This is a genomic window from Streptomyces sp. 8K308, assembly GCF_004348315.1.
Taxonomy (GTDB): domain Bacteria; phylum Actinomycetota; class Actinomycetes; order Streptomycetales; family Streptomycetaceae; genus Streptomyces.
In genome coordinates this window covers 23151-48466 of sequence record NZ_SMKC01000010.1, presented here as the reverse complement: position 1 = coordinate 48466, position 25316 = coordinate 23151, and the positions used below count along the sequence as shown (strand labels likewise).

At 71.7% G+C, this 25316-nt stretch carries 22 protein-coding genes; 13 read left to right on the top strand and 9 right to left on the bottom strand.

The features are described from left to right. Positions 1-6: 6 nt before the first annotated feature. The 5 genes from E1265_RS03290 to E1265_RS03270 all read right to left on the bottom strand — a co-directional run bounded on the left by E1265_RS03290 (position 7) and on the right by E1265_RS03270 (position 4945). On the bottom strand, positions 7-345 hold the full coding sequence (locus tag E1265_RS03290) for a non-heme iron oxygenase ferredoxin subunit (protein WP_132928673.1): 339 nt from the start codon (positions 343-345) through the stop codon (positions 7-9). Continuing rightward, positions 342-1523 (bottom strand): Fe-S cluster assembly protein SufD, encoded by a 1182-nt coding sequence (gene sufD / locus E1265_RS03285; RefSeq protein ID WP_132928672.1) that lies wholly within the window; start codon positions 1521-1523, stop codon positions 342-344. The genes E1265_RS03290 and sufD overlap by 4 nt, the downstream gene beginning before the upstream one ends. Before the next feature lie 73 nt (positions 1524-1596). Beyond that, the gene (sufB, locus tag E1265_RS03280; protein WP_132928671.1) at positions 1597-3018 is read right to left on the bottom strand and encodes a Fe-S cluster assembly protein SufB; all 1422 of its coding nucleotides are present in this window, start codon (positions 3016-3018) and stop codon (positions 1597-1599) included. Further along, positions 3015-3764 (bottom strand): MarR family transcriptional regulator, encoded by a 750-nt coding sequence (locus E1265_RS03275; RefSeq protein ID WP_132928670.1) that lies wholly within the window; start codon positions 3762-3764, stop codon positions 3015-3017. Before E1265_RS03275 ends, sufB begins: the two co-directional genes overlap by 4 nt. 182 nt (positions 3765-3946) lie before the next feature. Next, positions 3947-4945 (bottom strand): LacI family DNA-binding transcriptional regulator, encoded by a 999-nt coding sequence (locus tag E1265_RS03270; RefSeq protein WP_132928669.1) that lies wholly within the window; start codon positions 4943-4945, stop codon positions 3947-3949. Positions 4946-5145: 200 nt separating this feature from the next. Between E1265_RS03270 and E1265_RS03265 the strand changes: the two genes are divergently transcribed. The 7 genes from E1265_RS03265 to E1265_RS03235 all read left to right on the top strand — a co-directional run bounded on the left by E1265_RS03265 (position 5146) and on the right by E1265_RS03235 (position 12523). Continuing rightward, positions 5146-6066, top strand: a complete 921-nt coding sequence (locus tag E1265_RS03265) for a sugar ABC transporter permease (RefSeq protein WP_132928668.1) — start codon at positions 5146-5148, stop codon at positions 6064-6066. Continuing rightward, positions 6059-6961, top strand: coding sequence for a carbohydrate ABC transporter permease (locus tag E1265_RS03260; RefSeq protein WP_243740500.1), 903 nt, complete (start codon positions 6059-6061; stop codon positions 6959-6961). Before E1265_RS03265 ends, E1265_RS03260 begins: the two co-directional genes overlap by 8 nt. A gap of 53 nt (positions 6962-7014) precedes the next feature. Continuing rightward, positions 7015-8316: an extracellular solute-binding protein gene (locus E1265_RS03255; RefSeq protein WP_132928667.1), complete on the top strand. Its 1302-nt coding sequence runs from the start codon at positions 7015-7017 to the stop codon at positions 8314-8316. A 95-nt stretch (positions 8317-8411) separates the two neighbouring features. Further along, on the top strand, positions 8412-9716 hold the full coding sequence (locus E1265_RS03250) for a Gfo/Idh/MocA family oxidoreductase (RefSeq protein WP_132928666.1): 1305 nt from the start codon (positions 8412-8414) through the stop codon (positions 9714-9716). 68 nt (positions 9717-9784) lie between these two features. After that, complete coding sequence (locus tag E1265_RS03245; RefSeq protein ID WP_132928665.1) at positions 9785-10720, top strand: ABC transporter ATP-binding protein; 936 nt, start codon at positions 9785-9787, stop codon at positions 10718-10720. Next, entirely contained in the window at positions 10717-11478 is a 762-nt protein-coding gene (locus E1265_RS03240; RefSeq protein WP_132928664.1) for an ABC transporter permease, read from the top strand. The genes E1265_RS03245 and E1265_RS03240 overlap by 4 nt, the downstream gene beginning before the upstream one ends. A gap of 64 nt (positions 11479-11542) precedes the next feature. Continuing rightward, positions 11543-12523 (top strand): COX15/CtaA family protein, encoded by a 981-nt coding sequence (locus tag E1265_RS03235; protein ID WP_243740499.1) that lies wholly within the window; start codon positions 11543-11545, stop codon positions 12521-12523. Here the strand turns inward: E1265_RS03235 and E1265_RS03230 are convergent. Both E1265_RS03230 and E1265_RS03225 read right to left on the bottom strand, forming a co-directional pair. After that, positions 12520-12822 (bottom strand): hypothetical protein, encoded by a 303-nt coding sequence (locus E1265_RS03230; protein ID WP_132928663.1) that lies wholly within the window; start codon positions 12820-12822, stop codon positions 12520-12522. The two genes, E1265_RS03235 and E1265_RS03230, sit on opposite strands and share 4 nt — an antisense overlap. Before the next feature lie 47 nt (positions 12823-12869). Then, a complete protein-coding gene (locus E1265_RS03225) occupies positions 12870-14345 on the bottom strand; it encodes an FAD/NAD(P)-binding protein (RefSeq protein ID WP_243740498.1) in 1476 nt (491 codons plus the stop codon). 159 nt (positions 14346-14504) lie between these two features. Here E1265_RS03225 and E1265_RS03220 point away from each other — a divergent pair, with 159 nt between their 5' ends. Further along, positions 14505-15674 (top strand): helix-turn-helix transcriptional regulator, encoded by a 1170-nt coding sequence (locus E1265_RS03220; protein WP_132928661.1) that lies wholly within the window; start codon positions 14505-14507, stop codon positions 15672-15674. Positions 15675-15729: 55 nt separating this feature from the next. Here E1265_RS03220 and E1265_RS03215 read toward each other — a convergent pair whose 3' ends face one another. Continuing rightward, positions 15730-16665 carry a heme o synthase gene (locus tag E1265_RS03215; RefSeq protein ID WP_132928660.1) on the bottom strand — a complete coding sequence of 312 codons (936 nt, stop codon included), beginning with the start codon at positions 16663-16665 and terminating at the stop codon, positions 15730-15732. A 308-nt stretch (positions 16666-16973) separates the two neighbouring features. On the opposite strand from E1265_RS03215, the gene tkt reads away from it, so the two are divergent. The 5 genes from tkt (at position 16974) to pgl (ending at position 23632) form a co-directional block, all read left to right on the top strand. Continuing rightward, positions 16974-19043, top strand: coding sequence for a transketolase (tkt, locus tag E1265_RS03210; protein ID WP_132928659.1), 2070 nt, complete (start codon positions 16974-16976; stop codon positions 19041-19043). Between the two features lie 93 nt (positions 19044-19136). Continuing rightward, the gene (gene tal, locus E1265_RS03205) at positions 19137-20255 is read left to right on the top strand and encodes a transaldolase (RefSeq protein ID WP_132928658.1); all 1119 of its coding nucleotides are present in this window, start codon (positions 19137-19139) and stop codon (positions 20253-20255) included. A 7-nt stretch (positions 20256-20262) separates the two neighbouring features. Then, complete coding sequence (gene zwf, locus E1265_RS03200) at positions 20263-21825, top strand: glucose-6-phosphate dehydrogenase (RefSeq protein ID WP_132928657.1); 1563 nt, start codon at positions 20263-20265, stop codon at positions 21823-21825. Then, entirely contained in the window at positions 21822-22883 is a 1062-nt protein-coding gene (opcA, locus tag E1265_RS03195) for a glucose-6-phosphate dehydrogenase assembly protein OpcA (protein WP_132928656.1), read from the top strand. The genes zwf and opcA overlap by 4 nt, the downstream gene beginning before the upstream one ends. Beyond that, on the top strand, positions 22880-23632 hold the full coding sequence (gene pgl / locus E1265_RS03190; protein WP_132928655.1) for a 6-phosphogluconolactonase: 753 nt from the start codon (positions 22880-22882) through the stop codon (positions 23630-23632). The genes opcA and pgl overlap by 4 nt, the downstream gene beginning before the upstream one ends. Here the strand turns inward: pgl and pgi are convergent. Further along, positions 23629-25287 (bottom strand): glucose-6-phosphate isomerase, encoded by a 1659-nt coding sequence (gene pgi, locus E1265_RS03185; RefSeq protein ID WP_132928654.1) that lies wholly within the window; start codon positions 25285-25287, stop codon positions 23629-23631. The genes pgl and pgi overlap by 4 nt on opposite strands. Between the last annotated feature and the right edge of the window lie 29 nt (positions 25288-25316).

The window sequence follows — 25316 nt, the reverse complement described above, 5'->3', positions numbered from 1 at the left end:
GATGCCTCAGGACTCCTGGGTGAGGGAGACGAGCACGGCGGCGCCGGGCCCCTCTCCTTCGATCTTGACGGGGTAGACGGGGATGGGACGGGTGGCGGGCAGCCCGGAGGGCTTGCCGGTGCGCAGATCGAAGCTGGAGCCGTGCAGCCAGCACTCGACCTGGCAGTCCTCCACCTCGCCCTCGGAGAGCGAGACGTTCGCGTGCGAGCAGATGTCGTTGACCGCGAACACCTCGCCCGACGTGCGGACGACGCAGACCGGGGTGTCGTCGAGCTCCACGCGCCTGGGCACGTCCTCCTCGAGGTCGCCCAGCGCGCAGACCCTCACAAAGCCACCGGTGGTCATGAGATCGACGCCTTCAGCTCGGCCTCCAGCTTGGCGATCAGCCGCTCCTCGACGTCCGGCACGCCGATCTGCTGGACCAGCTCGGCGAAGAAGCCGCGCACCACGAGGCGGCGGGCCTCCTCGGCGGGGATGCCGCGGGCCATCAGGTAGAACAGCTGCTCGTCCTCGAACCGGCCGGTGGCCGAGGCGTGGCCGGCGCCGACGATCTCGCCGGTCTCGATCTCCAGGTTGGGGACCGAGTCGACCCGCGCGCCGTCGGTGAGGACCAGGTTGCGGTTGAGCTCGTACGTGTCGGTGCCGGTCGCGGAGGCGCGGATCAGCACGTCGCCGATCCAGACCGCGTGCGCGCCGGTGCCCTGGAGGGCGCCCTTGTACGCCACGTTGCTGCGGCAGTTCGGCGCGTTGTGGTCGACGAGGAGCCGGTGCTCCTGGTGCTGGCCGTCGTCCGTGAAGTAGACCCCGTACAGCTCGGCCTCGCCGCCGGGCCCCGCGTAGGCGACCCGCGGGTGCAGCCGGACCACGTCCCCGCCGAAGGTGACGACCACGGACTTGAAGGTGGCGTCCCGGCCGACGAGCGCGCTGTGCTGGGAGCAGTGCACGGCGGTGTCGTCCCAGTCCTGCACGCTGACGACAGTGACCTTGGCGCCGTCGCCGACGAGGAACTCGACGTTGGCCGCGCGGACGGTGTCGCCGGTGTGGTCGAGCACGAGGACGACCTCGGCGAAGGCCCCGATCTCGAAGACGGTGTGGCCGAAGGTGACGCCGCCCTCGCCGTGCAGGCTGACCCGGACCGGCTCCTTCAGCACCGCGTCCTTGGGGACGGAGATCACGGTGGCCTTCTCGAAGGAGCTGAACGCCTGGGCCGCGACCCGGTCGACGGGCACCCCGGCCCTGCCGACCCTGGGGTCGTCCCGGCCGACCGGGGTGACGGTGACCGCGTCCGGCGCCTCGACCGCGACCTTGACCGAGCCGTCGGCGACGGCGGTGCCGTCGTGCAGCCCCCGCAGCCGGTCGAGGGGGGTGAAGCGCCACTCCTCCTCGCGGCCGTGCGGGACGGGGAAGTCCGCCACTTCGAAGGACGGCGGGGCGCTCATCCGGGTGGCGACGGTGGACTCGGCGGCCACCGCGACCGCTCCGCCCGCGCTGGCGCCGGCCGGAATACTCTGGGCCTCAGCCATGGGTGTCGTCGTGCTCGCTCTCTTGATCGGACGGGTTGTCGGACGGGAATGCTTGGGTGGGCGGGGCCGCCGGTCAGCCGACGGCGCCCTCCATCTGCAGCTCGATCAGCCGGTTGAGCTCCAGGGCGTACTCCATGGGCAGCTCCTTGGCGATGGGCTCGACGAAGCCGCGCACGATCATCGCCATCGCCTCGTCCTCGGACAGGCCCCGGCTCATCAGGTAGAAGAGCTGGTCGTCGCTGACCTTGGAGACGGTCGCCTCGTGCCCCATGGTCACGTCGTCCTCGCGGACGTCGACGTAGGGGTAGGTGTCGGAGCGGGAGATGGTGTCCACGAGCAGCGCGTCGCACAGCACGTTGGACTTGGAGCCGGCCGCGCCCTCGGCGATCTCGATCAGGCCGCGGTAGGAGGTGCGGCCGCCGCCCCTCGCCACCGACTTGGAGACGATGTTGGAGGAGGTGCGGGGGGCCATGTGCACCATCTTGGCGCCGGCGTCCTGGTGCTGGCCCTCGCCCGCGAAGGCGACGGACAGCGTCTCGCCCTTGGCGTGCTCGCCCATCAGGTAGACGGCCGGGTACTTCATGGTGACCTTGGAGCCGATGTTGCCGTCGACCCACTCCATGGTGGCGCCCTCGTAGGCCACGGCGCGCTTGGTCACCAGGTTGTAGACGTTGTTCGACCAGTTCTGGATGGTCGTGTAGCGGCAGCGGCCGCCCTTCTTGACGATGATCTCGACGACCGCCGAGTGCAGCGAGTCCGAGTTGTAGATCGGCGCGGTGCAGCCCTCGACGTAGTGCACGTAGGCGTTCTCGTCGACGATGATCAGCGTCCGCTCGAACTGGCCCATGTTCTCCGTGTTGATGCGGAAGTAGGCCTGGAGCGGGATGTCCACGTGCACGCCCGGCGGCACGTAGATGAAGGAACCGCCGGACCAGACGGCCGTGTTCAGCGCGGCGAACTTGTTGTCGCCGGCGGGGATCACGGTGCCGAAGTGCTCCTGGAAGAGCTCCGGGTGCTCCTTGAGCGCCGTGTCGGTGTCGAGGAAGATGACGCCCTGCTTCTCCAGGTCCTCGCGGATCTGGTGGTAGACGACCTCCGACTCGTACTGCGCGGCCACGCCGGCCACCAGGCGCTGCTTCTCGGCCTCGGGGATGCCGAGCTTGTCGTAGGTGTTCTTGATGTCCTCCGGCAGGTCCTCCCAGCTCTGGGCCTGCTTCTCGGTGGAGCGCACGAAGTACTTGATGTTGTCGAAGTCGATGCCGCTGAGGTCGGAGCCCCAGTTCGGCATGGGCTTCTTGCCGAACAGCTTGAGGCCCTTGAGGCGCAGCTTCAGCATCCACTCCGGCTCGGACTTCTTGGCCGAGATGTCGCGGACGACGGCCTCGGACAGGCCGCGCTTGGCCGCGGCGCCGGCCACGTCGGAGTCGGCCCAGCCGTATTCGTACTTGCCCAGGCCCTCGAGCTCGGGGTGGGCGGTCTCCGTGGGGAGCGTCATGCTGGGTTCCTCCCGGCAGTGCTGTCGGTTGCGGTGGTGGTCTTGGAGGGGACGTGTCCCGCCTTCGGCACGAAGGTCGTGCACACCCCGTCCCCGTGGGCGATGGTGGCAAGCCGCTGCACGTGGCTGCCGAGCAGGTCGGAGAAGACCTCGGCCTCGGCCTCGCACAGCTGCGGGAAGCGCTGCGCCGCGTGCGCCACGGGGCAGTGGTGCTGGCACAGCTGCTCGCCGGCCGGCGCCGCGACCTCGCGGACGGCGGCGGCGAAGCCGGAGGACGTCAGCGCCTCGGCGAGCGCGCGCGCCCTGTCCTCGGGCGCGGCCGCGTCGAGGAAGGAACGGTACTGCTCGGCCTGGGCAGCGGCGCGCTCCCTGGCGAAGGCCAGCACGGCGGCCGCCCCGCGCTCGCCGCCGCCGGCGGCGCGCTCGATCCAGCGCAGCGCCTCCACGGCGAGCTCATCGTACGCGTGGTCGAAGGCGTCCCGACCGCCGTCGGTCAGCGCGAAGGCCTTGGCCGGCCGGCCCCGACCGCGCGCCCCGTAGACGCGCTTCTCCCTCGGCTCCACCAGGCCCTCGGCGACCAGCGCGTCCAGATGACGGCGGACGGCGGCCTGCGTGAGCCCGAGACGCACGGAGAGCTCGGCGGCGGTGGACGGTCCGTGATCGAGAATGGAGCGGGCAACGCGCTGCCGCGTCCCGGCCGCCTCAGCGGCCGCGGGCACCTCCCGCTGCTCACTCCGGTTTTTCACAACGTCATTGTTGCGTAATTCTCGCGACGCGAGCAAGCCGCGGTCTGACCTGCCCGAATGCAGTGCATCACGTAAGGCGAACCTAACCTGCGGGAGCCGTCGGGTGGGCGCTCCAGGCGCTCCCCGCCGCCCCGCAGGGTGGTCCCGGCCGCGACGGGGAGGCCCCCGGGCCGCCCCGCTCCTCAGGCCCGCCGGTCAACCGCCGGACACGGGCCCGTCGACTCCCGGACCAAGAGGTCGGTCTCGAGGATCATCTGGACCGTGCCGCTGCCCGCCACGTCGATGGCCTGGAGGAGCAGGTCGACGGCCGCGCGGCCCGCCGTCTGGGTCGGCATGGCGATGGTCGTCAGTTTCGGGTGGTTCAGCCGGCCGGCGACCGTGTCGTCGACCCCGACCACGCTGATGTCGCGCGGCACCTCGGCGCCCTCCACGGCCAGCCCCTCGATGGCGCCGATGGCCACCAGGTCGTTGTACGCGATGACCCCGGTCGCGCCGGCCTCGAGCACCGCGGCGGCGGCGCGGTAGCCGCCCTGCTCGGTGGGGGCGTTCGGGCCGTGGTACGAGAGGTCGACGCCGTGCCGCTCGGCCGCGGCGCCCGCCGCGCGGCGGATCTGCCCGCTGGTCCAGGAGCTGCGCGGCCCGCCGAGCACCGCGAGCCGCCGGTGTCCGAGCCCGGCCAGGTGGTCGACGGCCGCGCCGGCACCGCTGCCGACGTCCATCAGCACCGCGGGCAGGCCCTTGACCCGGCGGTTCACCACGGCGAACGGCAGGTCGGCGCCGAGCCTGGCGATCGCCGCGTTGGACAGCCGGGGGCTGACCAGCAGCACCCCGTCCACCTGCCGGGCGAGGGTGCCGATCAGCTCCTCCTCGACCCGCGGGTCCTCGTCGGTGTCCGCGACGAACACCTGGTAGCCACGCACCCTCGCGTAGGACTGGGCGGCCTTGATCAGCGGCGGGAAGAACGGGTTGGCGATGTCCGCGACGATCAGCCCGAGATTGTTGGTGCGCCCGGTGGTCAGCGCGCGCGCCGCGAGGTTGGGCCGGTAGCCCAGCTCCGCGGCGGCCGCGATGACCCGTTCCCTGGTCTCGGCGTTGACCAGGTTCGGCGCCGAGAAGGTGCGGGAGACCGTGGACACGTGGACCCCGGCGGCCTGGGCCACCTCCCTGATGGTCACCGCCACCCGATCACCGCCACCTGATCCGCTCCAGCTGCACGTACTTGGTCATGGCCGGAACCCTAGCTGCAAGCGGTTGTGAATGGTACGTGCGAGAACCCTTGACGTTTCCTCGGCGGTGAGCCAGAGTCCTGCAACCGGTTGTAATCCAACGCGCGCTCGCACCCAACTCCGCCGTGGCGTCACGGAAAGGAGCGCTCTTCCGCATGTCCACCTCTCAGGGAACCCTTGCCCCGCAGCTCCGCAAGCGGCGGCGCAAGGAGGCGGTCGCCGCCTACCTGTTCCTCGCACCCTGGTTCGTCGGTCTCGTGGCCATCACCGCGGGTCCGCTACTGAGCTCCCTCTACCTGTCCTTCACGGACTACAGCCTCATCGGCGACTCGCAGTGGGTGGGCCTCGACAACTACGTCGAGATGTTCACCGACGATCCGCGTTTCATGAAGGCCCTGAACAACACGGCCGTCTACGTCTTCGTCTCGGTGCCGCTCCAGCTGACCTTCGCCCTGGCGTTGGCCCTGGTGCTGGACCGCGGCGTCCGAGGGCTGCCGTTCTACCGCTCCGTCTACTACCTGCCCTCGCTGCTCGGCGGCAGCGTCGCCGTCGCCATCCTGTGGCGGCAGGTCTTCGGCGCCGAGGGGCTCGTCAACGAGGTCCTCGGCTGGTTCGGGGTGGAGGGCGAGAGCTGGGTGGCCCACCCGGACACCGCGCTCGGCACTCTGATCGTGCTGAACGTCTGGACGTTCGGCGCCCCGATGGTCATCTTCCTCGCCGGCCTGCGGCAGATACCCCGTAGCTACTACGAGGCGGCGGGCCTGGACGGGGCCGGCCAGATCCGGCAGTTCTTCTCGATCACGCTGCCGCTGCTGACGCCGATCGTCTTCTTCAACCTGGTCCTGCAGCTGATCAACTCGTTCCAGTCCTTCACGCAGGCCTTCGTGGTCAGCGGCGGCAAGGGCGGCCCGTCCGACTCCACGCTGCTGCTGACGATGCACATCTACCAGGAGGGCTTCGGGAACTTCCAGATGGGCTACGCCTCCGCGATGGCCTGGTTCCTGGTGGTCGTCATCGCCGTGCTGACCGGGGTGAACTTCCTGATGTCGAGGTATTGGGTCTTCTACAGTGACTAGTAACGCCGCCGTCAAACGAGCGCAGCGCGCCAAGACCAACGACACCGTCTTCGGCCGGGTGCTGCACGCCCTCGCAGGCAAGAAGCTGCTCACCCACGCGCTGCTGATCGGCTTCGGTCTCGTGATGCTCTATCCACTGCTGTGGATGGTCTCCAGCTCCTTCAAGCCGCAGGAGCTCATCTTCCGCGAGCCCGGGCTGGTCCCCAGCGAAGTCACGACGGAGAACTACACCAACGGCTGGGACGCGCTGCAGTACCCGTTCAGCCACTACTTCCTGAACTCGGCGATTATCACGGCCGGTTCGATCGTCGGCAACCTGGTGGCCTGCTCGCTGGCCGCCTACGCCTTCGCCCGGCTCGAGTTCCCGCTGAAGCGCTTCTGGTTCGCGCTGATGCTGGGGTCGATCATGCTGCCGCTGCACGTCACGCTCGTGCCGCAGTACATCCTGTTCTCGGAGCTGGACTGGATCAACACGTTCTACCCGCTGATCGTGCCCAAGTTCCTGGCCACCGACGCGTTCTTCATCTTCCTCATGGTGCAGTTCATCCGCACCCTGCCGAGGGAGCTCGACGAGGCCGCGGTCATCGACGGCGCGGGACACTGGCGGATCTTCTCCCGCATCATCATCCCGCTCTGCACCCCGGCGCTGGCCACCACGGCGATCTTCACCTTCATCTGGACCTGGAACGACTTCCTGTCCCAGCTGATCTTCCTCACCAGCCCCGACATGCTGACCGTCCCGGTGGCGCTGCGGAACTTCCTGGACTCCAGCGGTGAGTCCTCCTGGGGACCGATGTTCGCCATCTCGGTCCTCTCGCTCGGGCCGATCTTCGGCTTCTTCCTGGCCGGCCAGCGGTACCTGGTCCGCGGCATCGCCACCACCGGTCTCCGGTGACGCCGCCCACCCCCACACATACTCCCGACACGCATCAGACAAGGAGGTCTCTCGTGACGAGCAGCAGAAGGCACCACTGGACCACCGCGAGGAAGCTCGCCCCGGCGCTGTTGACGACCGGCGCCCTGGTCCTCACCACCGCGGCCTGTGGCGGCGGTGACAGCGGCGGCGGGGACGGCCCCGTGACGCTGCGTCTCAGCTGGTGGGGCAACGAGGTCAGGCAACAGCTCACCACCGACGCCGTGGCGCTCTTCGAGGAGCGGAACCCCGACATCCAGGTCGACCTGGAGTACGCCGACTGGGACTCCTACTACGACCGGCTCACCACCCAGCTCGCCTCGGGGGACGCACCCGACGTGTTCGCCACCGAGATCCGGCGGATGGGCGAGTTCGCCACCCGCGGCGCGCTGGCCGACATGGAACCGCTGGTCGACACCGAGAACCTGGACCCGGAGATCCTCGCCACCGGTGAGGTGGAGGACACCCTCTACGCCATCCCCACCGGGGCGAACGCCTTCGTCATCATGGCCAACACGACCCTGATCGAGGAGGCCGGGCTCGAACTGCCCGACGACACCAGCTGGACCTGGGACGACTACCGCGAGTTCAGCGCCCAGGTCACCGAGGCCGTCGGCGACGGCACCTACGGCACCCAGCTGAGCTGGAACGACGCCTACCTCAACATCTACGCGGCCCAGCGCGGCGAGTCGTTCTACGCGGACGGCCAGATCGGCATGTCCCCCGAGACCGTCGCCGACTGGTTCGAGTACAACAACCAGCTGGTCGAGTCCGGGGCCACCCCCGACGCCTCGCTCAGCGCCGAGATCGGCAACACCAGCGTCGACCAGTCGCTGATCGCCACCGGCCAGGGCGCGTTCGGCATGTGGTGGAGCAACCAGCTCCAGGCCGTCACCACCGGCTCCGGCGCGGAGATCGAGATCCTGCGCTGGCCCCAGGACTCCGACGCCGTCAGCGGCGGCCAGTTCCTGCAGCCCAGCATGTACTGGAACATCGCCGAGTCGAGCGGGGAGAAGGAGGCCGCCGCCCAGCTGGTCGACTTCCTGATCAACGACCCGGAGGCGGCCGCCATCCTCGGCTCCGACCGCGGCCTGCCGATCAACAGCGCGGTGCGCGAGCAGATAGAGGCCGACCTGCCGGAGACCGACCAGCAGTCGCTCGCCTTCATCGACGCGCTGTCCGACGAGTTGGCCGACCCGCCCGCGGTCAACCCGGTCGGCGCCGGCGAGATCCCGGACATGCTGCAGCGCTATGGCGAGGAGGTCAACTTCGGCCGGCTGTCCCCGCAGGAGGCCGCCGACGCGTTCATCGACGAGGCCAACTCCTCGCTCGGCTGAGGCCGCGCCCGCCGCACCGACCGCACCACCACACCACCGCACCACCGCACCACCGCACCACCGCACCACCACCACTCCACAGGGAGAACCCCCGGATGACACGCCGCTACGCAATCGTCGGCCTGGGCCACCGGTCCCGGATGTACGTCGACGCCCTGCTGGGCGACTGGAGCGACACCGGAGAGATCACCGCGCTCTGCGACCGGAACCAGACGCGGATGGACTACTACAACGAACGCATCGCGGCGACGGGTCGGGACCCGGTGCCGACCTTCTCGCCCGACGGCTTCCCGGCCCTGCTCGAACTGGCCGACGCCGTCGTGGTCACCACCATGGACTCCACCCACGCACACTACGTGTGCGCGGCCCTGGATGCCGGGCGGGACGTCATCGTGGAGAAGCCCCTGACCGTCGACGCGGAGAGCTGCGCCAAGATCGCGGCCGCCGCCGAGCGCGGTCGGGGGCGACTGGTGGTCACCTTCAACTACCGCTACGCGCCCCGCAACTCGGCGGTGCGCGAGCTGCTGGCCGCCGACCGGATCGGGGCGGTCACCTCCGTCCACTTCGACTGGGCGCTGGACACCATCCACGGCGCCGACTACTTCCGCCGCTGGCACCGGCAGGCCGAGAACTCGGGCGGCCTGCTGGTCCACAAGTCCACCCACCACTTCGACCTCGTGAACTGGTGGCTCGGCTCCCACCCCGAACTGGTCTTCGCCCAGACCGACCTGCGCTTCTACGGCGGCTCCGGGGCCGGCGCCGAGCTCTACGGGCCCAGGCCCGAGCGCGGTCAGGGCGCCCCCGGGCTGGGCACCGACCCGTTCATCCTCGACATCTCGACCGACCCGCACCTCAAGCGCCTCTACCTGGACGCCGAGCACGAGGACGGCTACATCAGGGACCAGGACGTGTTCACCGACCCGGTCACCATCCCGGACAACATGTCGGTCCTCGTCCGCTACGGCAACCGCGCGCTGCTCAGCTACTCGCTCACCACGCACGCGCCCTCCGAGGGCTACCGGGTGGTCTTCACCGGTACCAAGGGCCGGATCGTGCTCGACGTGTGCGAGCGCGCCTGGACCCCGCCGCAGGCGGCCGTCGACCCGTCCGCGCACGGCAAGACCCACGACGAGGGCACCTACGAGCGGCTCACGCTGCACGAGCACTGGAAGGAGCCGGAGGAGATCCCGATCGTCCAGGGCGCCGGCGGCCACGGCGGCGGCGACCGGCTGCTGCTCGACGACGTCTTCCGCGGCGCGGGGAACGACCCGCTGGCCCGCCAGGCCGGCTACCGGGACGGCATCCGCTCGGTGCTGACCGGCGTGGCGGCCAACGAGTCCGCCCGCACCGGCGGCCCGGTGCTCCTCGCCGACGAGGGCACCCGGCTGCTCGACGACTGACCGCCCCCCAGGCCGCCGGGACCGGCCCCCTTCCGGCCGGTCCCGGCGGCCGACCTACACTCCACACCATGCACTCCGCAGGGGCCGCACCCGCCGTCGAGGCCGTCGGTCTGGTCAAACGCTATGGCTCGACGACCGCCGTCGACGGCCTCGACCTCACCGTACGCGCCGGCACCGTCACCGCCGTCCTCGGCCCCAACGGCGCCGGCAAGACCACCACCGTCGAGTGCTGCGAGGGCTACCGGACCCCGGACGCCGGCCGGCTGCGGGTCCTCGGCCTCGACCCGGCCACCCAGGCCGCCGAGCTGCGGCCCCGCATCGGCGTGATGCTCCAGGAGGGCGGCGTCTACCCCGGGATCAGGGCGCTGGAGATGCTCCGCCACGTGGCCGGGCTGCACGCCCACCCGCTGGATGTCGACGAGCTCGCCGAGCGCCTCGGCCTCGGCTCCTGCGGCCGCACCACCTACCGACGGCTCTCCGGCGGCCAGCGGCAGCGGCTCGCCCTGGCCCTCGCCGTCGTCGGCCGCCCCGAGCTGGTCTTCCTCGACGAGCCCACCGCCGGCCTCGACCCGCAGGCCAGGCACGCCACCTGGGACCTGATCCGCGAGCTGCGGGCCGACGGCGTGACCACCGTGCTCACCACCCACTTCATGGACGAGGCCGAGGAGCTCGCCGACGAGGTGGCCATCGTCGACGCCGGCCGGGTCATAGCGCACGGCAGCCCGGTCGAGCTCTCCCGCGGCGGCACCGCTGACGTGCTGCGCTTCTCCGGCCGCCCGGGGCTCGACCTCGCCTCGCTGCGCGCCGCGCTGCCCGCCGGCAGCGAGGCCGAGGAGCCGAGCCCCGGCAACTACCGGATCACCGGCGACGTCGGCCCCCGGCTGCTCGCCACCGTCACCGCCTGGTGTGCCCAGCACGGGGTGCTCGCGGACCGGATCAGCACCCAGCGGCACACCCTGGAGGACGTCTTCCTGGAACTCACCGGCAAGGAGCTGCGGTCATGACCGGCCGGCACACCCCCCGCCCGGGCGCGGCCCCGCTCCCCCGGATGATCGCCGCCCAGGCCGCGCTCGAAACCCGGATGCTGCTGCGCCACGGCGAGCAGCTGCTGCTGACCGTGGTCATCCCGACGCTGCTGCTCGTCCTCTTCTCCACCGTCGACCTGGTGGACGTCGAGGGGGAGCGGATCGACTTCCTGGCCCCCGGCGTCCTGGCCCTCGCCGTGCTCTCCACCGCCTTCACCGGGCAGGCCATCGCCACCGGCTTCGAGCGCCGCTACGGCGTGCTCAAGCGGCTCGCCGCCTCGCCGCTGCCGCGCTGGGCGCTGCTGTGCGGCAAGACCGGCGCGGTGCTGGTGACCATCGCGCTCCAGACCGTGCTGCTGACCGTGGTGGCACTGGCGCTCGGCTGGTCCCCGCACGGCAACCCGCTGGCCGTGGCCGTCCTGCTGCTGCTCGGCACGGCCGCCTGCTCGGGTCTCGGCCTGCTGATGGCCGGCACGCTGCGCGCCGAGGCGACGCTGGCCGCCGCCAACCTGGTCTTCGTGCTGCTGCTGTTCTTCGGCGGGGTGATCGTGCCGCTCGACGACTTCCCCGCCGGGGTGCGCGCGGTCCTGGAGCTACTGCCGCTCGCGGCGCTCTCCGACGGCCTGCGGGACGTGCTGCGGGACGGCGCCGCCATGCCCTGGGCCGACGCCGGCGTGCTGGCCGCCTGGGCGGCTGTGGCACTGGCCGCGGCGGCCCGCTTCTTCCGTTGGGAATAGCGGCGCCGCCGGCCTCCCGGCCCCTCGTGAAAAGTTGCACAAGCGGGGGGCATACGATGACCGGGTGCTGAAAGCAGTGCGAAACCCCCTCGCCTACATCGCCGAGCGCTGGACGCCCCGCCCCGAGACCGTGCGGCGCGCGGCGCTCGCCGCGCTCGTCATGAGCGTCGTCATCATCGTCACCGGCGGCGCGGTCCGGCTCACCGGTTCCGGGCTCGGCTGCGACACCTGGCCGCGCTGCAGCGACGACAGCCTGGTCGCCACCAGCGAGATGGGCCTGCACGGCGCCATCGAGTTCGGCAACCGGATGATGACCTACGTGGTGTCCGCCGCCGTGGGCTGGTTCATCATCGCCGCCAGGTCGGCCAAGCCGGAGCGGCGGTCGCTGACCAGGCTCGGCTGGGCCCAGTTCTGGGTGGTCATGGGCAACGGCGTGATCGGCGGGATCACGGTCCTGACCGAGCTCAACCCGTTCATCGTCGCCGGCCACTTCCTGGCCGCGATGGCCCTGCTCACCACCACGGCGCTGGCCTGGCTCCGCACCCGGGAGGGCGACGCGCCGCCGCGCCCGCTGGTCGGTCCGCCCGTGCGGCGCGCGGTGTTCGGCCTGACGGCGCTCTCCGCCGTCCTGGTGGTCGTCGGCACGGCCGTGACGGGCAGCGGCAAGCACGCGGGGGACGACAGCGACATCGAGCGGATGCCGTTCGAGTGGGAGACCGTGACCCGGGTCCACTCGCTGCTCGCCTGGGCCGTGGTGCTCGGCGCGATCGCGGTCTGGGCCGGCATGCGGCTCATGGACGCCCCGCCGGGGCCGCGGGCGCGGGCCAGGGAGCTGATCTGGGTGCTGCTCGCACAGGGCGTGCTCGGCTACACCCAGTACTTCCTCGACGAGCCGGAGCTGCTGGTCGGCATGCACCTGTTCGGCGCCACGCTGGTGTGGATCGCCACGCTGCGGCTGCTGCTCGCCGTCCGCGAGCGGGGGGCCGCGGCGGGCGACGCGCCGGCCACTCCGGCCCGGGAGCCGGCGCCGCTCGCCGCCGGCTAACCGATCTGGATGCCGGCCATCCGGCGCCACTCCCGCGGCCCGGTCCGCAACCGGGCCGCGAGCTCCCCATCCAGGGCCTCCCGCACCTCGACGCCGGCCGCGAGCGCGGCCTCCTCGAGGGTCTCGCGGCTCGCGGCCACCACGTCCCCCCACGCGCCGTCCGCCCCCACCAGCACGAGACGGTAACCACGGGCGCCCAGATAGGCGATCTGCCCGCCGGCCCCACCGTGCGCCTCGGCGAACCGGCGCACGGTGCGGGTGACGGCCCGGGCGCGGCGTGACGATGAACTCTCGACCATGCGCCCCAGGTTACCCGCCGGTACGCCACCCTGCGGCGGGGCGTCCGTCAGGCGATCGGTGCCAGCAGGGACCGGGCGACACGCTCACTCTCGGCGGCGAGCCCCGGCGGGTTGGTCGCGATGAACAGCGTGTCACCCGCGAGGTTGCCCAAGACGTGCCAGACCGGGTCGGGCCGGCCCGCCACGGTGAGCCGGCCGGAGCCAGGCTCGTTGCTGAGGCCACCGGTCCCGCACGCTTCGGCGGCGCCCTCGGCCAGCAGCGAGCTGACCAGCGGACCGGCCTCCTGAGGTGTCGCGTAGGCGGGCGGGTTGACCGCGTTGATGACGAGATCGGCCGTCCACCTGGAGGTGTCGAGGACGCGGAACCCCTTGCCCTCGGCAGGCTCTATCTTGACGAGGCCCGGCCGCGTCCTGAGCTGACCGGAGTCGAACAGCCGCAGCAGCAGGTGCGCGTTGAGCGGCACCATCGGCGAGCTCAGGCCGTTGATGGTGCGGAAGTGGCGGCGCAGCAGCATCGTTCTCTCGTCCCGGGGAAGCGACCGCCAGGCGGCCGGCCCCGCGGTGCGGATGGCCAACGTCAGCAGCCGGCGGCCGAGGTGCGGCGAGTCCACCGCGTCGAGCTGGCGGCGCAGCCATTCCGCGGTGTGCCGGGTCTCGGTAACCTCGGACGCGAACGAGTCGAAATCCTGACCGAGCTCGGCGAGTTCCTGACGCATGAGGGAGACCAGCCGGGCGAAGGACAGTTCCGGGGCAAGGGCCGCGATCCGGCTTGGCGTCAGGTGCCTGGGCCTGAGCTCGACCGGACGCTGCTGGACCCAGGGCAGCATTCCGTGCCGGGAGAGCAGGCTGATGGGCCCGGTGTGCCCGCCCGCGACGAGCCCGGCGACGATGTCCACCGCGGTCAGGCCGCTGCCGATGACGGCGACGTGCGCGCTCGCGGGGATTCCGGCCAGCGTGCGCGCGAGCGGGTATGGCTCGAGCACGAAGCCCGGCGCGCCGTCGAGGCCGTAGTGATCGTGCGGACGACCGCCGCCCACGCAGAGCACCGCGCGGTCGACCCGATGGCGGCCGCCGTGCTCGGTGTGCAGCACGGCCGCGTCCCGCGAGAACCCGGTGACCCGCGAGTTCACGACGCTCACCCGCCAGCCGTCCTGCCGGAGCCGGTCGATCGCCGCCCGGGCCGTGTGGCCGAGATACTCGCCGTAGACCGCCCGGGGAACGAGCGGCTGGCCGAGTCCCGGGTCCTGGTACGCCGCGAGATCGATGATCTCCCGTTCGCCGCGGTCGTGCAGCCAGCGGGAGTAGTGGCCGGGGTCCCCGGCCCGGATGGACATGATCACCGGCGGCGCGTTCACCCGGGCCGCGGGCATGTCGGGCTGGTAGGCCCGGCCCCGCCAGGGTGCCGGCGACCCGTCGAACACCGTGATGCCGCCCGGGGCGGCGTTCGCCCGCGCCAGCGTGTCGAGCAGCCCGACGGTGGCCGCCCCCGCCCCGACGATTCCGATCTCCGTTCCAATCTCCAAGGTCATCGCTCCATGACCCCTTTCAGCTGAGGTTTCGCCACTCACCCTCGCTGGGCGGAGCGGGGCTTCCCATCCCTCGATCGCGGGGTTCGCCCGGTCGCGCACCCCCCTCGATCGAGGGGTTGCGGGCCCGTCGTCGCCGAGGGGAGGATCACGGGCATGACCAGGTCCGCTCTACCCGGGCACCGGGAGGTGCTCGCGGGCGCCGACCGCGCTCAGGACGCGCTCGCCCTGTTCGCCGAGACCTCCACCCGGCTCCAGCGGCTGATGCCGTTCGACGCCGCGGTCTGGCGCGCGACCGACCCGCTCACCGGGCTGACCACCGCGCCCGTCCTGGTGGAGAACCTCAACGAGGGCGGCTGCGGCGCCTACTGGGAGTGCGAGCTGCTCGGAGAGAACATCAACCTGTTCCGTGACCTCTCGCGCGCCGCGGTTCCCGCGGTCGGGCTGCGGGAGAGCACGGGCGATCGGCAGGCGCTCAGCGTGCTGTACCGGAAGTTCATGCTTCCCCGGGGTCTCGACGACGAACTCCGCGCGGTGCTGCGGGTGGGCGGACAGCCGTGGGGGATGCTGAGCCTGTTCCGGGAGCGGGGGCGGCGGCCGTTCGACGCCGGGGACACCAGCTTCGTCGGCAGCCTGTCGGCCCCGCTGGCGCGGCGGCTGCGCTCCTACGCCCAGCCCGCGCCGGCGCCGGTCTCCACCGTCCAGGGCGGTCCCGGCCTGCTGCTTATCGACTCGGCGAACGTCCTCCTCTCGATCAACGAGGACGCCAGGCGGCTGCTGGCCGAGATGCCGCCCGGGCCATCGGTGCCCACCCGGTTCGGGGTCGCGCTTCCCGCGTGGATCCTCACCATGGCCACCTACGCGCGGTCGGTCAGCGGCGATGACAACGCCCGCATCCGGATCCCCACCAGGACCGGCCACTGGCTCGTCTGCCACGGCTCACGCCTCCGCGAGCCGGACGGCCGGCCGGGCGCGACCGCGATGGTGATCGAGCCGGCCAAGGTCTCCGAGGTGGTGTCCCTGGTCATGGCGGCCTTCGAACTGTCCCCGCGCGAACTCGAGGTCACCCGGCTGATCGCGCGCGGACTGCCGACCCGGGACATCGCCGACCGGCTGCATCTGTCGCCCCACACGGTGCGCGACCATGTGAAGGCCGTCTTCGACAAGGTCGGCGTCACCAGCCGCGGCGAGCTCGTGGCCGCGCTGTTCACCGAGCACTGCGAGCCGCTCGCGGCCGCCAACACCGTCCGCGTCCTGGGCGAGCCACCCTCGGTCCTCGACCGTCCGTCGCCCGTGCGGTCCTTGAGCACGGCGTCACGGAACTGAAGCGCCGAGGCGCCCCGGCGCCTCACGCGGAGGACGCCTCACGCGGAGACCCAGGTCAGGAGACGAAGGGGTCGATGGCCACCGCGAGGAAGACCAGCGAGACGTACGTGATCGACCAGTGGAACAGCCGCATCTCCTTCAGCCTGGCCGCCCCCGCCCGCGCCCGCGCCTGGAGCGCGTGCGCTTCCCAAAGCCACCAGATGCCGGCCGCCGCCGCCACCGTCGTGTAGAACCAGCCGGCGTACCCGAGGGGCCACAGCAGCAACGAGACCACGACCATCACCCAGCTGTAGGCGACGATCTGCCGGGCGACCGCCAGGTTGCCCGCGATCACCGGCAGCATCGGGACGCCGACCTTCGCGTAGTCGTCCTGCACCCGCATCGACAGCGGCCAGTAGTGCGGCGGGGTCCAGAAGAAGATCACCAGGAAGAGGATGACCGCGGCCCAGGAGAGCGAGCCCGTCACCGATGACCAGCCGATCAGCACCGGCAGGCAGCCGGCGATGCCGCCCCAGACGATGTTCTGGGAGGTGCGGCGCTTGAGCCACATGGTGTAGACGACGACGTAGAAGAGCAGCGCGCCCAGGGAGAGCGCGGCCGACAGCCAGTTCACCAGGAGGCCGAACCACAGCGTGGACACCACGGCGAGGGTGATGCCGAAGACCAGACCCTCGGTCGGCCGCACCACGCCCGTCACCAGCGGGCGGTTCTTCGTGCGCTCCATCACGGCGTCGATGTCGCGGTCGATGTACATGTTGAGCGCGTTGGCGCCGCCCGCCGAGAGGTAGCCGCCGAGGCAGGTGGCGAGCACCAGCCACGGTTCTGGCACCCCGCCCTCGGCGAGGAACATCACGGGGACCGTCGTCATCAGCAGCAGCTCGATGATGCGGGGCTTGGTGAGGGCGACGAACGCCCAGAACCTCGCCCTCGGTGTCCAACGACCCGAGGCGGAGCCGAGCTCTGCCACGGGACGGGAATCAACGGCCGTCACGGACACCCCTGGTTGTACGACATCGGCGATCGGTTGTGCCCCGTCACTCTAGACGCCCGACTTACACGGCTTGTCACTGGGGGTGCCCGTGTCCGAGCGTTGTGCGGCCCGTGGACATGCCGGCCGGGCCGGCCTGGGGCACCCTTGAGGTGTCGGCCAGCGGCCCCCGAAGGAGCGGGCTCCCGGCCGGGACCCCGCCCAGAGGTAGGCTCGACGGCGGCCCGGTGAGCCACCCGCCGCCTGGCGGATCGTCCCCGTCACCGGCCTGACACACGCGGAACATACGCGGAAGGGAGCCCTGACGCAGGGTGAGCAGCAAGCCGACCACCTCAGACCTCGAATGGACCGACCTGGACCAGCGGGCCGTCGACACCGCCCGGGTTTTGGCCGCGGACGCCGTGCAGAAGGTCGGTAACGGCCACCCCGGCACGGCCATGAGCCTGGCGCCAGCCGCCTACCTGATCTTCCAGAAGCTCATGCGGCACGACCCCTCCGACCCCGACTGGACCGGCCGCGACCGGTTCGTCCTGTCCGTGGGCCACACCAGCCTCACGCTCTACGTCCAGCTGTACCTGGCCGGCTACGGCCTGACCCTGGACGACCTGAAGTCGTTCCGCACCTGGGGCAGCAGGACCCCAGGGCACCCGGAGCACGGCCACACGGTGGGCGTCGAGACCACCACCGGGCCGCTTGGTCAGGGCATCGGCAACGCGGTGGGCATGGCGATGGCCGCCCGCTACGAGCGCGGCCTGTTCGACCCGGACGCGGCCCCCGGCACCTCCCCGTTCGACCACACCATCTACACCATCGCCGGTGACGGCTGCCTCCAGGAGGGCGTGGCCGCCGAGGCCGTCTCGCTCGCGGGCCACCAGAAGCTCGGCAACCTGGTGCTGCTCTACGACGACAACCACATCTCCATCGAGGGCGACACCGCCACCGCGTTCTCCGAGGACGTGCTGGCCCGCTTCGAGGCGTACGGCTGGCACGTGCAGCGCGTGGCGCCGAAGGAGGACGGCGACCTGGACCCGGCCGCGCTGCACGCCGCGTTCCAGGCCGCGAAGGAGGAGACCGAGCGCCCCTCGATCATCGCCGCGCGCTCGATCATCGCCTGGCCGGCGCCCAACGCGCAGAACACCGAGGCCGCGCACGGCTCGGCGCTCGGCGCCGACGAGGTGGCCGCCACCAAGCGGGTGCTCGGCTTCGACCCCGAGCAGCACTTCCAGGTCGAGGACGCGGTGCTCGAGCACGCGCGCGGCGCGGTGGAGCGCGGCCAGGCGGCGCGCGCCGCCTGGGAGAAGGAGCTGGCGGTCTGGCGCGAGGCCAACCCGGAGCGCGCCGCCGAGTTCGACCGGATCAGGGCCGGGAAGCTGCCGGAGGGCTGGGAGAAGGCGCTGCCGGTCTTCGACGAGGGTTCTTCCGTGGCCACCCGCAAGGCGTCGGGCCAGGTGCTGAAGGACCTCGGCGCGATCATCCCCGAGCTGTGGGGCGGCTCCGCCGACCTGGCCGGATCGAACAACACCACGATCGACTCGTCCTCCTCGTTCCTGCCGGCGGGCAACCCGCTGCCCGAGGCCAACCCGTACGGCCGTACCGTGCACTACGGGATTCGCGAGCACGCCATGGGCGCGGTGATGAACGGCGTGTCGCTGCACGGCAACACCCGCATCTACGGCGGCACCTTCCTGGTGTTCTCCGACTACATGCGGCCCGCCGTGCGCCTCGCGGCGCTGATGAAGCAGCCCGTCACCTACGTGTGGACGCACGACTCGATCGGCCTCGGCGAGGACGGCCCGACCCACCAGCCGGTGGAGCACCTGGCCGCGCTGCGCGCCATCCCCGGGCTGAACGTGGTGCGCCCGGCCGACGCCAACGAGACGGCCATCGCCTGGCGCGAGATCCTGCGCCGCGCCGACGCCCCGCACGGCCTCGCCCTGACCCGGCAGAACGTGCCGACCTACGCGCCCAACGAGGGCACGGCCAAGGGCGCTTACGTGCACACCGAGGCGGAGGGCGGCGCGCCGCGCGTCATCCTGATCGCCACCGGCTCCGAGGTGCACCTGGCGCTCGCCGCCCGGCAGGAGCTCCAGGCGGACGGCCTGCCGACCCGGGTGGTCTCGGTGCCGTGCGTGGAGTGGTTCGAGGAGCAGGACCAGGCGTACCGGGACAGCGTGCTGCTGCCCGAGGTGACGGCGCGAGTGGCGGTGGAGGCGGGCATCGGCCTGACCTGGCACCGTTATGTGGGACAGCACGGGCGGGTCGTGTCGCTTGAGCGCTTCGGCGCCTCGGCGGACTACCAGACGCTCTACCGTGAGTTCGGCATCACGCCCGAGGCCGTGGCGTCGGCCGCGAGGGAGTCGCTGGCGGCCTCGACACGCTGACGCGGGGTGCCGGCGGCCCGCCGCCGGCACCCACCACCCGCCCGTACCGGTCAACGACGACGACGGCACACGACACCAGGAGACGCGATTCCAATGACAGACGCACTCGGGCGCCTTTCCGACGAGGGCGTGGCGATCTGGCTGGACGACCTGTCCCGGGCCCGGATCAGCTCAGGCAATCTCAGTGAGCTGCTTGACCAGCAGCATGTCGTGGGCGTGACGACCAACCCGACGATCTTCCAGAAGGCGATCTCGGGGGGCGACGGTTACGAGGAACAGGTGGCCGACCTGGCCGCCAGGCGGGTGACGGTCGAGGAGGCGGTGCGCATGATCACCACCGCCGACGTGCGGGACGCGGCGGACGTGCTGCGCCCGCTGCACGAGGCGACCGGCGGTCTCGACGGCCGGGTGTCCATCGAGGTGGACCCCCGGCTCGCGCACGACACGGCGGCCACCATCGCCGAGGCCAAGCAGCTCGCCTGGCTGGTGGACCGCCCCAACACGTTCATCAAGATCCCGGCGACCCGGGCCGGGCTGCCGGCGATCACCGAGGTCATCGGGCGGGGCATCAGCGTGAACGTGACGCTGATCTTCTCGCTCGACCGCTACCGCGAGGTGATGGACGCCTACCAGGCGGGGCTCGAGAAGGCCAGGGCCAAGGGCCTCGACCTGTCGGCCATCTACTCGGTGGCGTCGTTCTTCGTCTCCCGGGTGGACACCGAGGTCGACAAGCGGCTCGACGCGCTGGGCACGTCGGAGGCGACCGCGCTGCGCGGCAAGGCTGCGGTGGCCAACGCGCGGCTGGCGTACCAGGCGTACGAGGAGGTCGTGGCGGCCGACCGCTGGCAGGCCCTGGCGCGGGAGGGTGCCAACCCGCAGCGGCCGCTGTGGGCCTCCACCGGCGTCAAGGACCCGGCCTACCCCGACACCATGTACGTCGCGGACCTCGTGGCGCCCGGCACGGTCAACACCATGCCGGAGGCCACCCTGCGGGCGGTCGAGGATCACGGGGTGATCAGCGGGAACACGATCGCCGGCACCTACGAGGAGGCCCGTGCCGCGCTGGACGCGCTGGAGAAGATCGGCGTGTCGTACGACGACGTGGTCCAGGTGCTCGAGGACGAGGGCGTGGAGAAGTTCGCCCACTCCTGGGACGGCCTGCTCGAGTCCACCAAGGCGGAGCTCGAGCGCCTCGCGGGTGGGAAGGGCTGACCCGGAGGTGAGCGGCGGATCGAAGCGGGCGGCGTCGTCCCGGCCCCCGGCCGGCGGCAACCCGCTGCGCACCGCGCAGGACCGGCGGCTGCCGCGCATCGCGGGCCCCTCCGGTCTGGTGATCTTCGGCGTGACGGGTGACCTGTCGCGCAAGAAGCTGATGCCTGCGGTCTACGACCTCGCCAACCGGGGTCTGCTGCCGCCGGGGTTCTCGCTGGTGGGCTTCGCCCGCCGGGACTGGGAGCACGAGGACTTCGCCGAGGTGGTGCGCAAGTCGGTAAGCCGGTACTCGCGCACCCCCTTCCGCGAGGAGGTCTGGCGGCAGCTGGCCGAGGGCATGCGGTTCGTGCCCGGCGTCTTCGGCGACGACGACGCCTTCGCGACGCTGCGGGAGACGATCGAGCGGCTCGACAAGGAGCGCGGCACGGGTGGGAACTTCGCGTTCTACCTGTCGGTGCCGCCGAAGTACTTCCCCGAGGTGGTGCGGCAGCTGCGCGGCAGCGGTCTGTCGGAGGCGCCGCACGGGTCGTGGCGGCGGGCGGTGATCGAGAAGCCGTTCGGGCACGACCTGGCAAGCGCCCAGGAGCTCAACTCGGTGGTGCACGAGGTGTTCGCGCCGCACGAGGTGTTCAGGATCGACCACTACCTGGGCAAGGAGACGGTCCAGAACATCCTGGCGCTGCGGTTCGCCAACACGATGTTCGAGCCGATCTGGAACCGGTCGTACGTGGACCACGTGCAGATCACCATGGCCGAGGACATCGGCATCGGTGGCCGTGCCGGCTACTACGACGGCATCGGCTCCGCGCGGGACGTGATCCAGAACCACCTGCTCCAACTGCTGGCGCTGACCGCCATGGAGGAGCCGTCCTCGTTCGAGGCCGACGCGCTGGTGACCGAGAAGCTGAAGGTGCTCGAGGCAGTGCGGCTCCCGCGCGACCTGGCCAGGCACACGGTGCGCGGCCAGTACACGGGCGGCTGGCAGGGCGGCGAGAAGGTGCTCGGTTACCTGGAGGAGGAGGGCATCGACGCCGACTCCACCACCGACACCTACGCGGCGCTCAAGCTGGAGATCGACAACCGGCGGTGGGCGGGGGTGCCGTTCTACCTGCGCACCGGCAAGCGGCTCGGCCGCCGGGTGACGGAGATCGCGGTGGTCTTCCAGCAGGCCCCCTACTCGCCGTTCGACACCACCGACACCCAGGAGCTCGGCCACAACGCGCTGGTGATCCGGGTGCAGCCGGACGAGGGCGTCACGGTGCGGTTCGGCTCCAAGGTGCCCGGCACCCAGATGGAGATCAGGGACGTCACCATGGACTTCGCCTACGGCGAGTCCTTCACCGAGTCCAGCCCCGAGGCATACGAGCGGCTGCTGCTCGACGTGCTGCTCGGCGACGCCAACCTCTTCCCCCGCCACCAGGAGGTGGAGCGGTCGTGGGAGATCCTGGACCCCATCGAGGAGTACTGGGCGCGGCACGGCAGGCCCGAGCCGTACGCCTCGGGCACCTGGGGCCCGGAGGCGGCGGACGAGATGCTGGCACGAGACGGACGGAGCTGGCGCCGGCCATGAACATCGATCTCACCGAAACGACGTCCAGCAAGGTCAACGCGGCGCTGGTCGAGGCCAGACGCGCGGTGGGCTCGGCGGTCGGCATGGTGCTGACCCTGGTCATCGTCACCGACGAGGGCAACCACTACGACGCGCTCCGGGCGGCGAGCGAGGCGTCCAAGGAGCACCCCTCCCGGATCCTGGTGGTGATCAGGCGCCCGGGGCGTTCGCCGCGCGAGCGCGCCTCCGCGCGGCTCGACGCGGAGGTGCGGGTCGGCGGCGAGACGGGCAACGGCGAGACGGTGCTGCTGCGGCTGCACGGCGAGTTGGCGGGCCACGCCTACAGCGTGGTGCTGCCGCTGCTGCTGCCGGACGCGCCGGTGGTGGTGTGGTGGCCGGACGAGGCGCCGCCGCATCCGGCCGAGGACCTGCTCGGCACGCTGGCGCAGCGGCGGATCACGGACGCGGCGGCCTGCGAGGACCCGGTGGCGGCGCTCGGCGAGCGGGCCCGGGTCTACGCGCCGGGCGACACCGACCTGGCCTGGACCCGGATCACGCCGTGGCGCAGCGTGCTGGCGGCGGCGCTCGACCAGCGACACGGCCCGATCACGGCGGCCGAGGTGGCCGGCGAGGAGTACAACCCGAGCAGCGAGCTGCTCGGGTTGTGGCTGGCGGAGCGGCTCGGGGTGCCGGTGGACCGGGTGGTCTCGCCGGGGCCAGGCATCACGGCGGTGCGGCTGACCACCGAGGACGGGGTCATCTGCCTGGACCGCGCCGACGGTTCGCTGGCCACGCTGGCGGTGCCCGGGCAGCCCGACCGGCACGTGGCGCTGCACCGGCGGTCGACGGCCGAGCTGATCGCCGAGGAGCTGCGCCGGCTCGACCCGGACGAGGCGTACGCGGAGGCGGTGCGGCACGGCGTGGACCGGCTCGGTTCCGGGTCGGCGGGCACGGCGCAGGCCCAGGAGCGGCCGCCGCTGCCCAGGCGCTCGCCGGGTGAGGCGCGGCACCGGCCGGGCCGGCCGGCCAAGTCGAGCAAGCCCGCGAAGTCGACCCGGAGCAGGGAGAAGAAGGCATGACGGGGACGCCACGTCTGGTGGTGCACGATGACAAGGAGCTGATGGCGCAGGCCACGGCGGCCCGGCTGATCACGGAGATCGTGGACGCGCAGACGGCCCGCGGCTCGGCGTCCGTGGTGCTCACGGGCGGCCGCAACGGCAACGGGGTGCTGGCCGCGCTGGCCGGCTCGCCGGCCAGGGAGTCCGTGGACTGGGCCCGGGTCGACCTGTGGTGGGGCGACGAGCGCTTCCTGCCGGAGGGCGACCCGGACCGCAACGAGACGCAGGCGCGGCAGGCGCTCCTCGACGACCTGCCGCTCGACCCGGCACGGGTGCACCCGATGCCGGCGTCCGACGGCCGGCACGGCGACGACGTGGACGCGGCGGCCACCTCCTACGCCGCCGAACTGGCGGTGGCGGCCGGTCCCTTCGACGTGCTGATGCTCGGCGTCGGCCCGGACACGCACGTGGCCTCGCTGTTCCCCGGGCTGCCGGCGGTGCGGGAGGAGAAGCGGACGGTCCTCGCCGTGCGGGACGCCCCCAAGCCGCCGCCCACCCGCATCACGCTGACGCTGCCGGCGATCCGTTCTGCGCGCCAGGTGTGGCTGCTCGCGGCGGGCGAGGACAAGGCCGAGGCGGCGGCCACCGCGCTCACGGGCGAGGTGGCCGCCGTCGACGCTCCGGCGGCCGGCGCGCGCGGCACGGCCCGCACCCTGTGGCTGCTCGACCGCGCCGCCGCCTCGGCCCTGCCGCCGGAGCGGCTCTCCTAACGCCCACGCAACTCGCGGTAGGTGGCGACCAGTCGCGCCGTGGAGGCGTCGAGCCCCGGCACCTCGCCCGCCGCGCCAGCGGCTGATGTCGACGTCTCCGTGAGGGCCGGCTCGACGCGCTTGGCGAGCACCTTGCCGAGCTCGACGCCCCACTGGTCGAAGGAGTCGATGTCCCAGACCGCGCCCTGCACGAACACCTTGTGCTCGTACAGGGCGACGAGCTGGCCGAGCACGGACGGGGTCAGCTCGGCGGCCAGGATGGTGGTGGTGGGCCGGTTCCCCGGGAAGGTGCGGTGCGGCACGAGCTCCTCGGCGACGCCCTCGGCCCGCACCTCGTCCGCGGTCTTGCCGAACGCCAACGCCTGCCCCTGCGCGAAGAGGTTGGCCATCAGCAGGTCGTGCTGGGCGGCGAGGGTGGGGGCGAGCTCGGCCACCGGCCGGGCGAAGCCGATGAGGTCGGCCGGGACGAGCTTGGTGCCCTGGTGCAGCAACTGGTAGTAGGCGTGCTGTCCGTTGGTGCCGGGGGTGCCCCACACCACGGGCCCGGTCTGCCAACTCACCGGCTCGCCCTGCCGGTCGACGTACTTGCCGTTGGACTCCATGTCCAACTGCTGGAGGTAGGCGGTGAACCGGGACAGGTAGTGGCTGTAGGGCAGCACGGCGTGCGCCTGGGCGTCCCAGAAGCCGCCGTACCAGATCCCCAACAGGCCGAGCAGCATCGGCACGTTCTCCTCGATCGGCGCGGTGCGGAAGTGCTCGTCGACGAGGTGGAAGCCGGCCAGCATCTCGCGGAACCGCTCGGGGCCGATGGCGATGACCAGCGAGAGGCCGATGGCGGAGTCGTAGGAGTACCGGCCGCCGACCCAGTCCCAGAACTCGAACATGTTCTGGGTGTCGATGCCGAACTCGGCGACCTGCTCGGCGTTGGTGGACACGGCCACGAAGTGCCGGGCCACCGCGGCCTGGTCGCCGCCGAGACCGGCGAGCAGCCACTCGCGGGCCGAGGTGGCGTTGGTGATGGTCTCGATGGTGGTGAACGTCTTGGAGGCGACGATGATCAGCGTCTCGGCAGGGTCCAGGTCGCGCACCGCCTCGTGCAGGTCGGCGCCGTCCACGTTGGAGACGAAACGGAAGGTCAACTCCCGTGCGGTGTAGGGCCGCAGCACCTCGTAGGCCATGGCGGGGCCGAGGTCGGAGCCGCCGATGCCGATGTTCACCACGTTCCTGATGCGCCTGCCGGTGTGGCCGGTCCACGCACCGGAGCGGACCCGCTCGGCGAACTCGGCCATCCGGTCGAGGACCGCGTGCACGGCGGGCACCACGTTCTCGCCGTCGACCTCGATCACCGCGTCCCGCGGGGCGCGCAGCGCGGTGTGCAACACGGCGCGGTTCTCCGTGATGTTGATCCGCTCGCCACGGAACATGGCGTCCCTCAACTCGGCGACGCCGGTGGCCTCGGCGAGCGCGCGCAGCAGCCGCAGCGTCTCGTCCGTCACCAGGTTCTTCGAGTAGTCGACACGCAGGTCGCCGACCTGGGCCCGGTACCGCTCGGCCCGCCCGGCGTCGCCGGCGAACAGCTCCCGCAGATGCACCTCCCCCAGGTCATCCCGGTGCTTCGCCAACGCGCTCCACTCAGCAGTCCGATCGAGCCTCATACCCGGTCAACCCATCCGTCCGTCTCGCT

Excerpts from the sequence above, each read along its gene's own strand:
- pgi (WP_132928654.1), bottom strand. The coding sequence starts at position 25,287 with ATGAGGCTCGATCGGACTGCTGAGTGGAGCGCGTTGGCGAAGCACCGG.
- E1265_RS03230 (WP_132928663.1), bottom strand. The coding sequence starts at position 12,822 with ATGGTCGAGAGTTCATCGTCACGCCGCGCCCGGGCCGTCACCCGCACC.
- E1265_RS03245 (WP_132928665.1), top strand. The coding sequence starts at position 9,785 with ATGCACTCCGCAGGGGCCGCACCCGCCGTCGAGGCCGTCGGTCTGGTC.
- sufB (WP_132928671.1), bottom strand. The coding sequence starts at position 3,018 with ATGACGCTCCCCACGGAGACCGCCCACCCCGAGCTCGAGGGCCTGGGC.
- E1265_RS03250 (WP_132928666.1), top strand. The coding sequence starts at position 8,412 with ATGACACGCCGCTACGCAATCGTCGGCCTGGGCCACCGGTCCCGGATG.
- E1265_RS03240 (WP_132928664.1), top strand. The coding sequence starts at position 10,717 with ATGACCGGCCGGCACACCCCCCGCCCGGGCGCGGCCCCGCTCCCCCGG.
- E1265_RS03290 (WP_132928673.1), bottom strand. The coding sequence starts at position 345 with ATGACCACCGGTGGCTTTGTGAGGGTCTGCGCGCTGGGCGACCTCGAG.
- tal (WP_132928658.1), top strand. The coding sequence starts at position 19,137 with ATGACAGACGCACTCGGGCGCCTTTCCGACGAGGGCGTGGCGATCTGG.
- E1265_RS03220 (WP_132928661.1), top strand. The coding sequence starts at position 14,505 with ATGACCAGGTCCGCTCTACCCGGGCACCGGGAGGTGCTCGCGGGCGCC.
- pgl (WP_132928655.1), top strand. The coding sequence starts at position 22,880 with ATGACGGGGACGCCACGTCTGGTGGTGCACGATGACAAGGAGCTGATG.
- opcA (WP_132928656.1), top strand. The coding sequence starts at position 21,822 with ATGAACATCGATCTCACCGAAACGACGTCCAGCAAGGTCAACGCGGCG.
- E1265_RS03265 (WP_132928668.1), top strand. The coding sequence starts at position 5,146 with ATGTCCACCTCTCAGGGAACCCTTGCCCCGCAGCTCCGCAAGCGGCGG.
- sufD (WP_132928672.1), bottom strand. The coding sequence starts at position 1,523 with ATGGCTGAGGCCCAGAGTATTCCGGCCGGCGCCAGCGCGGGCGGAGCG.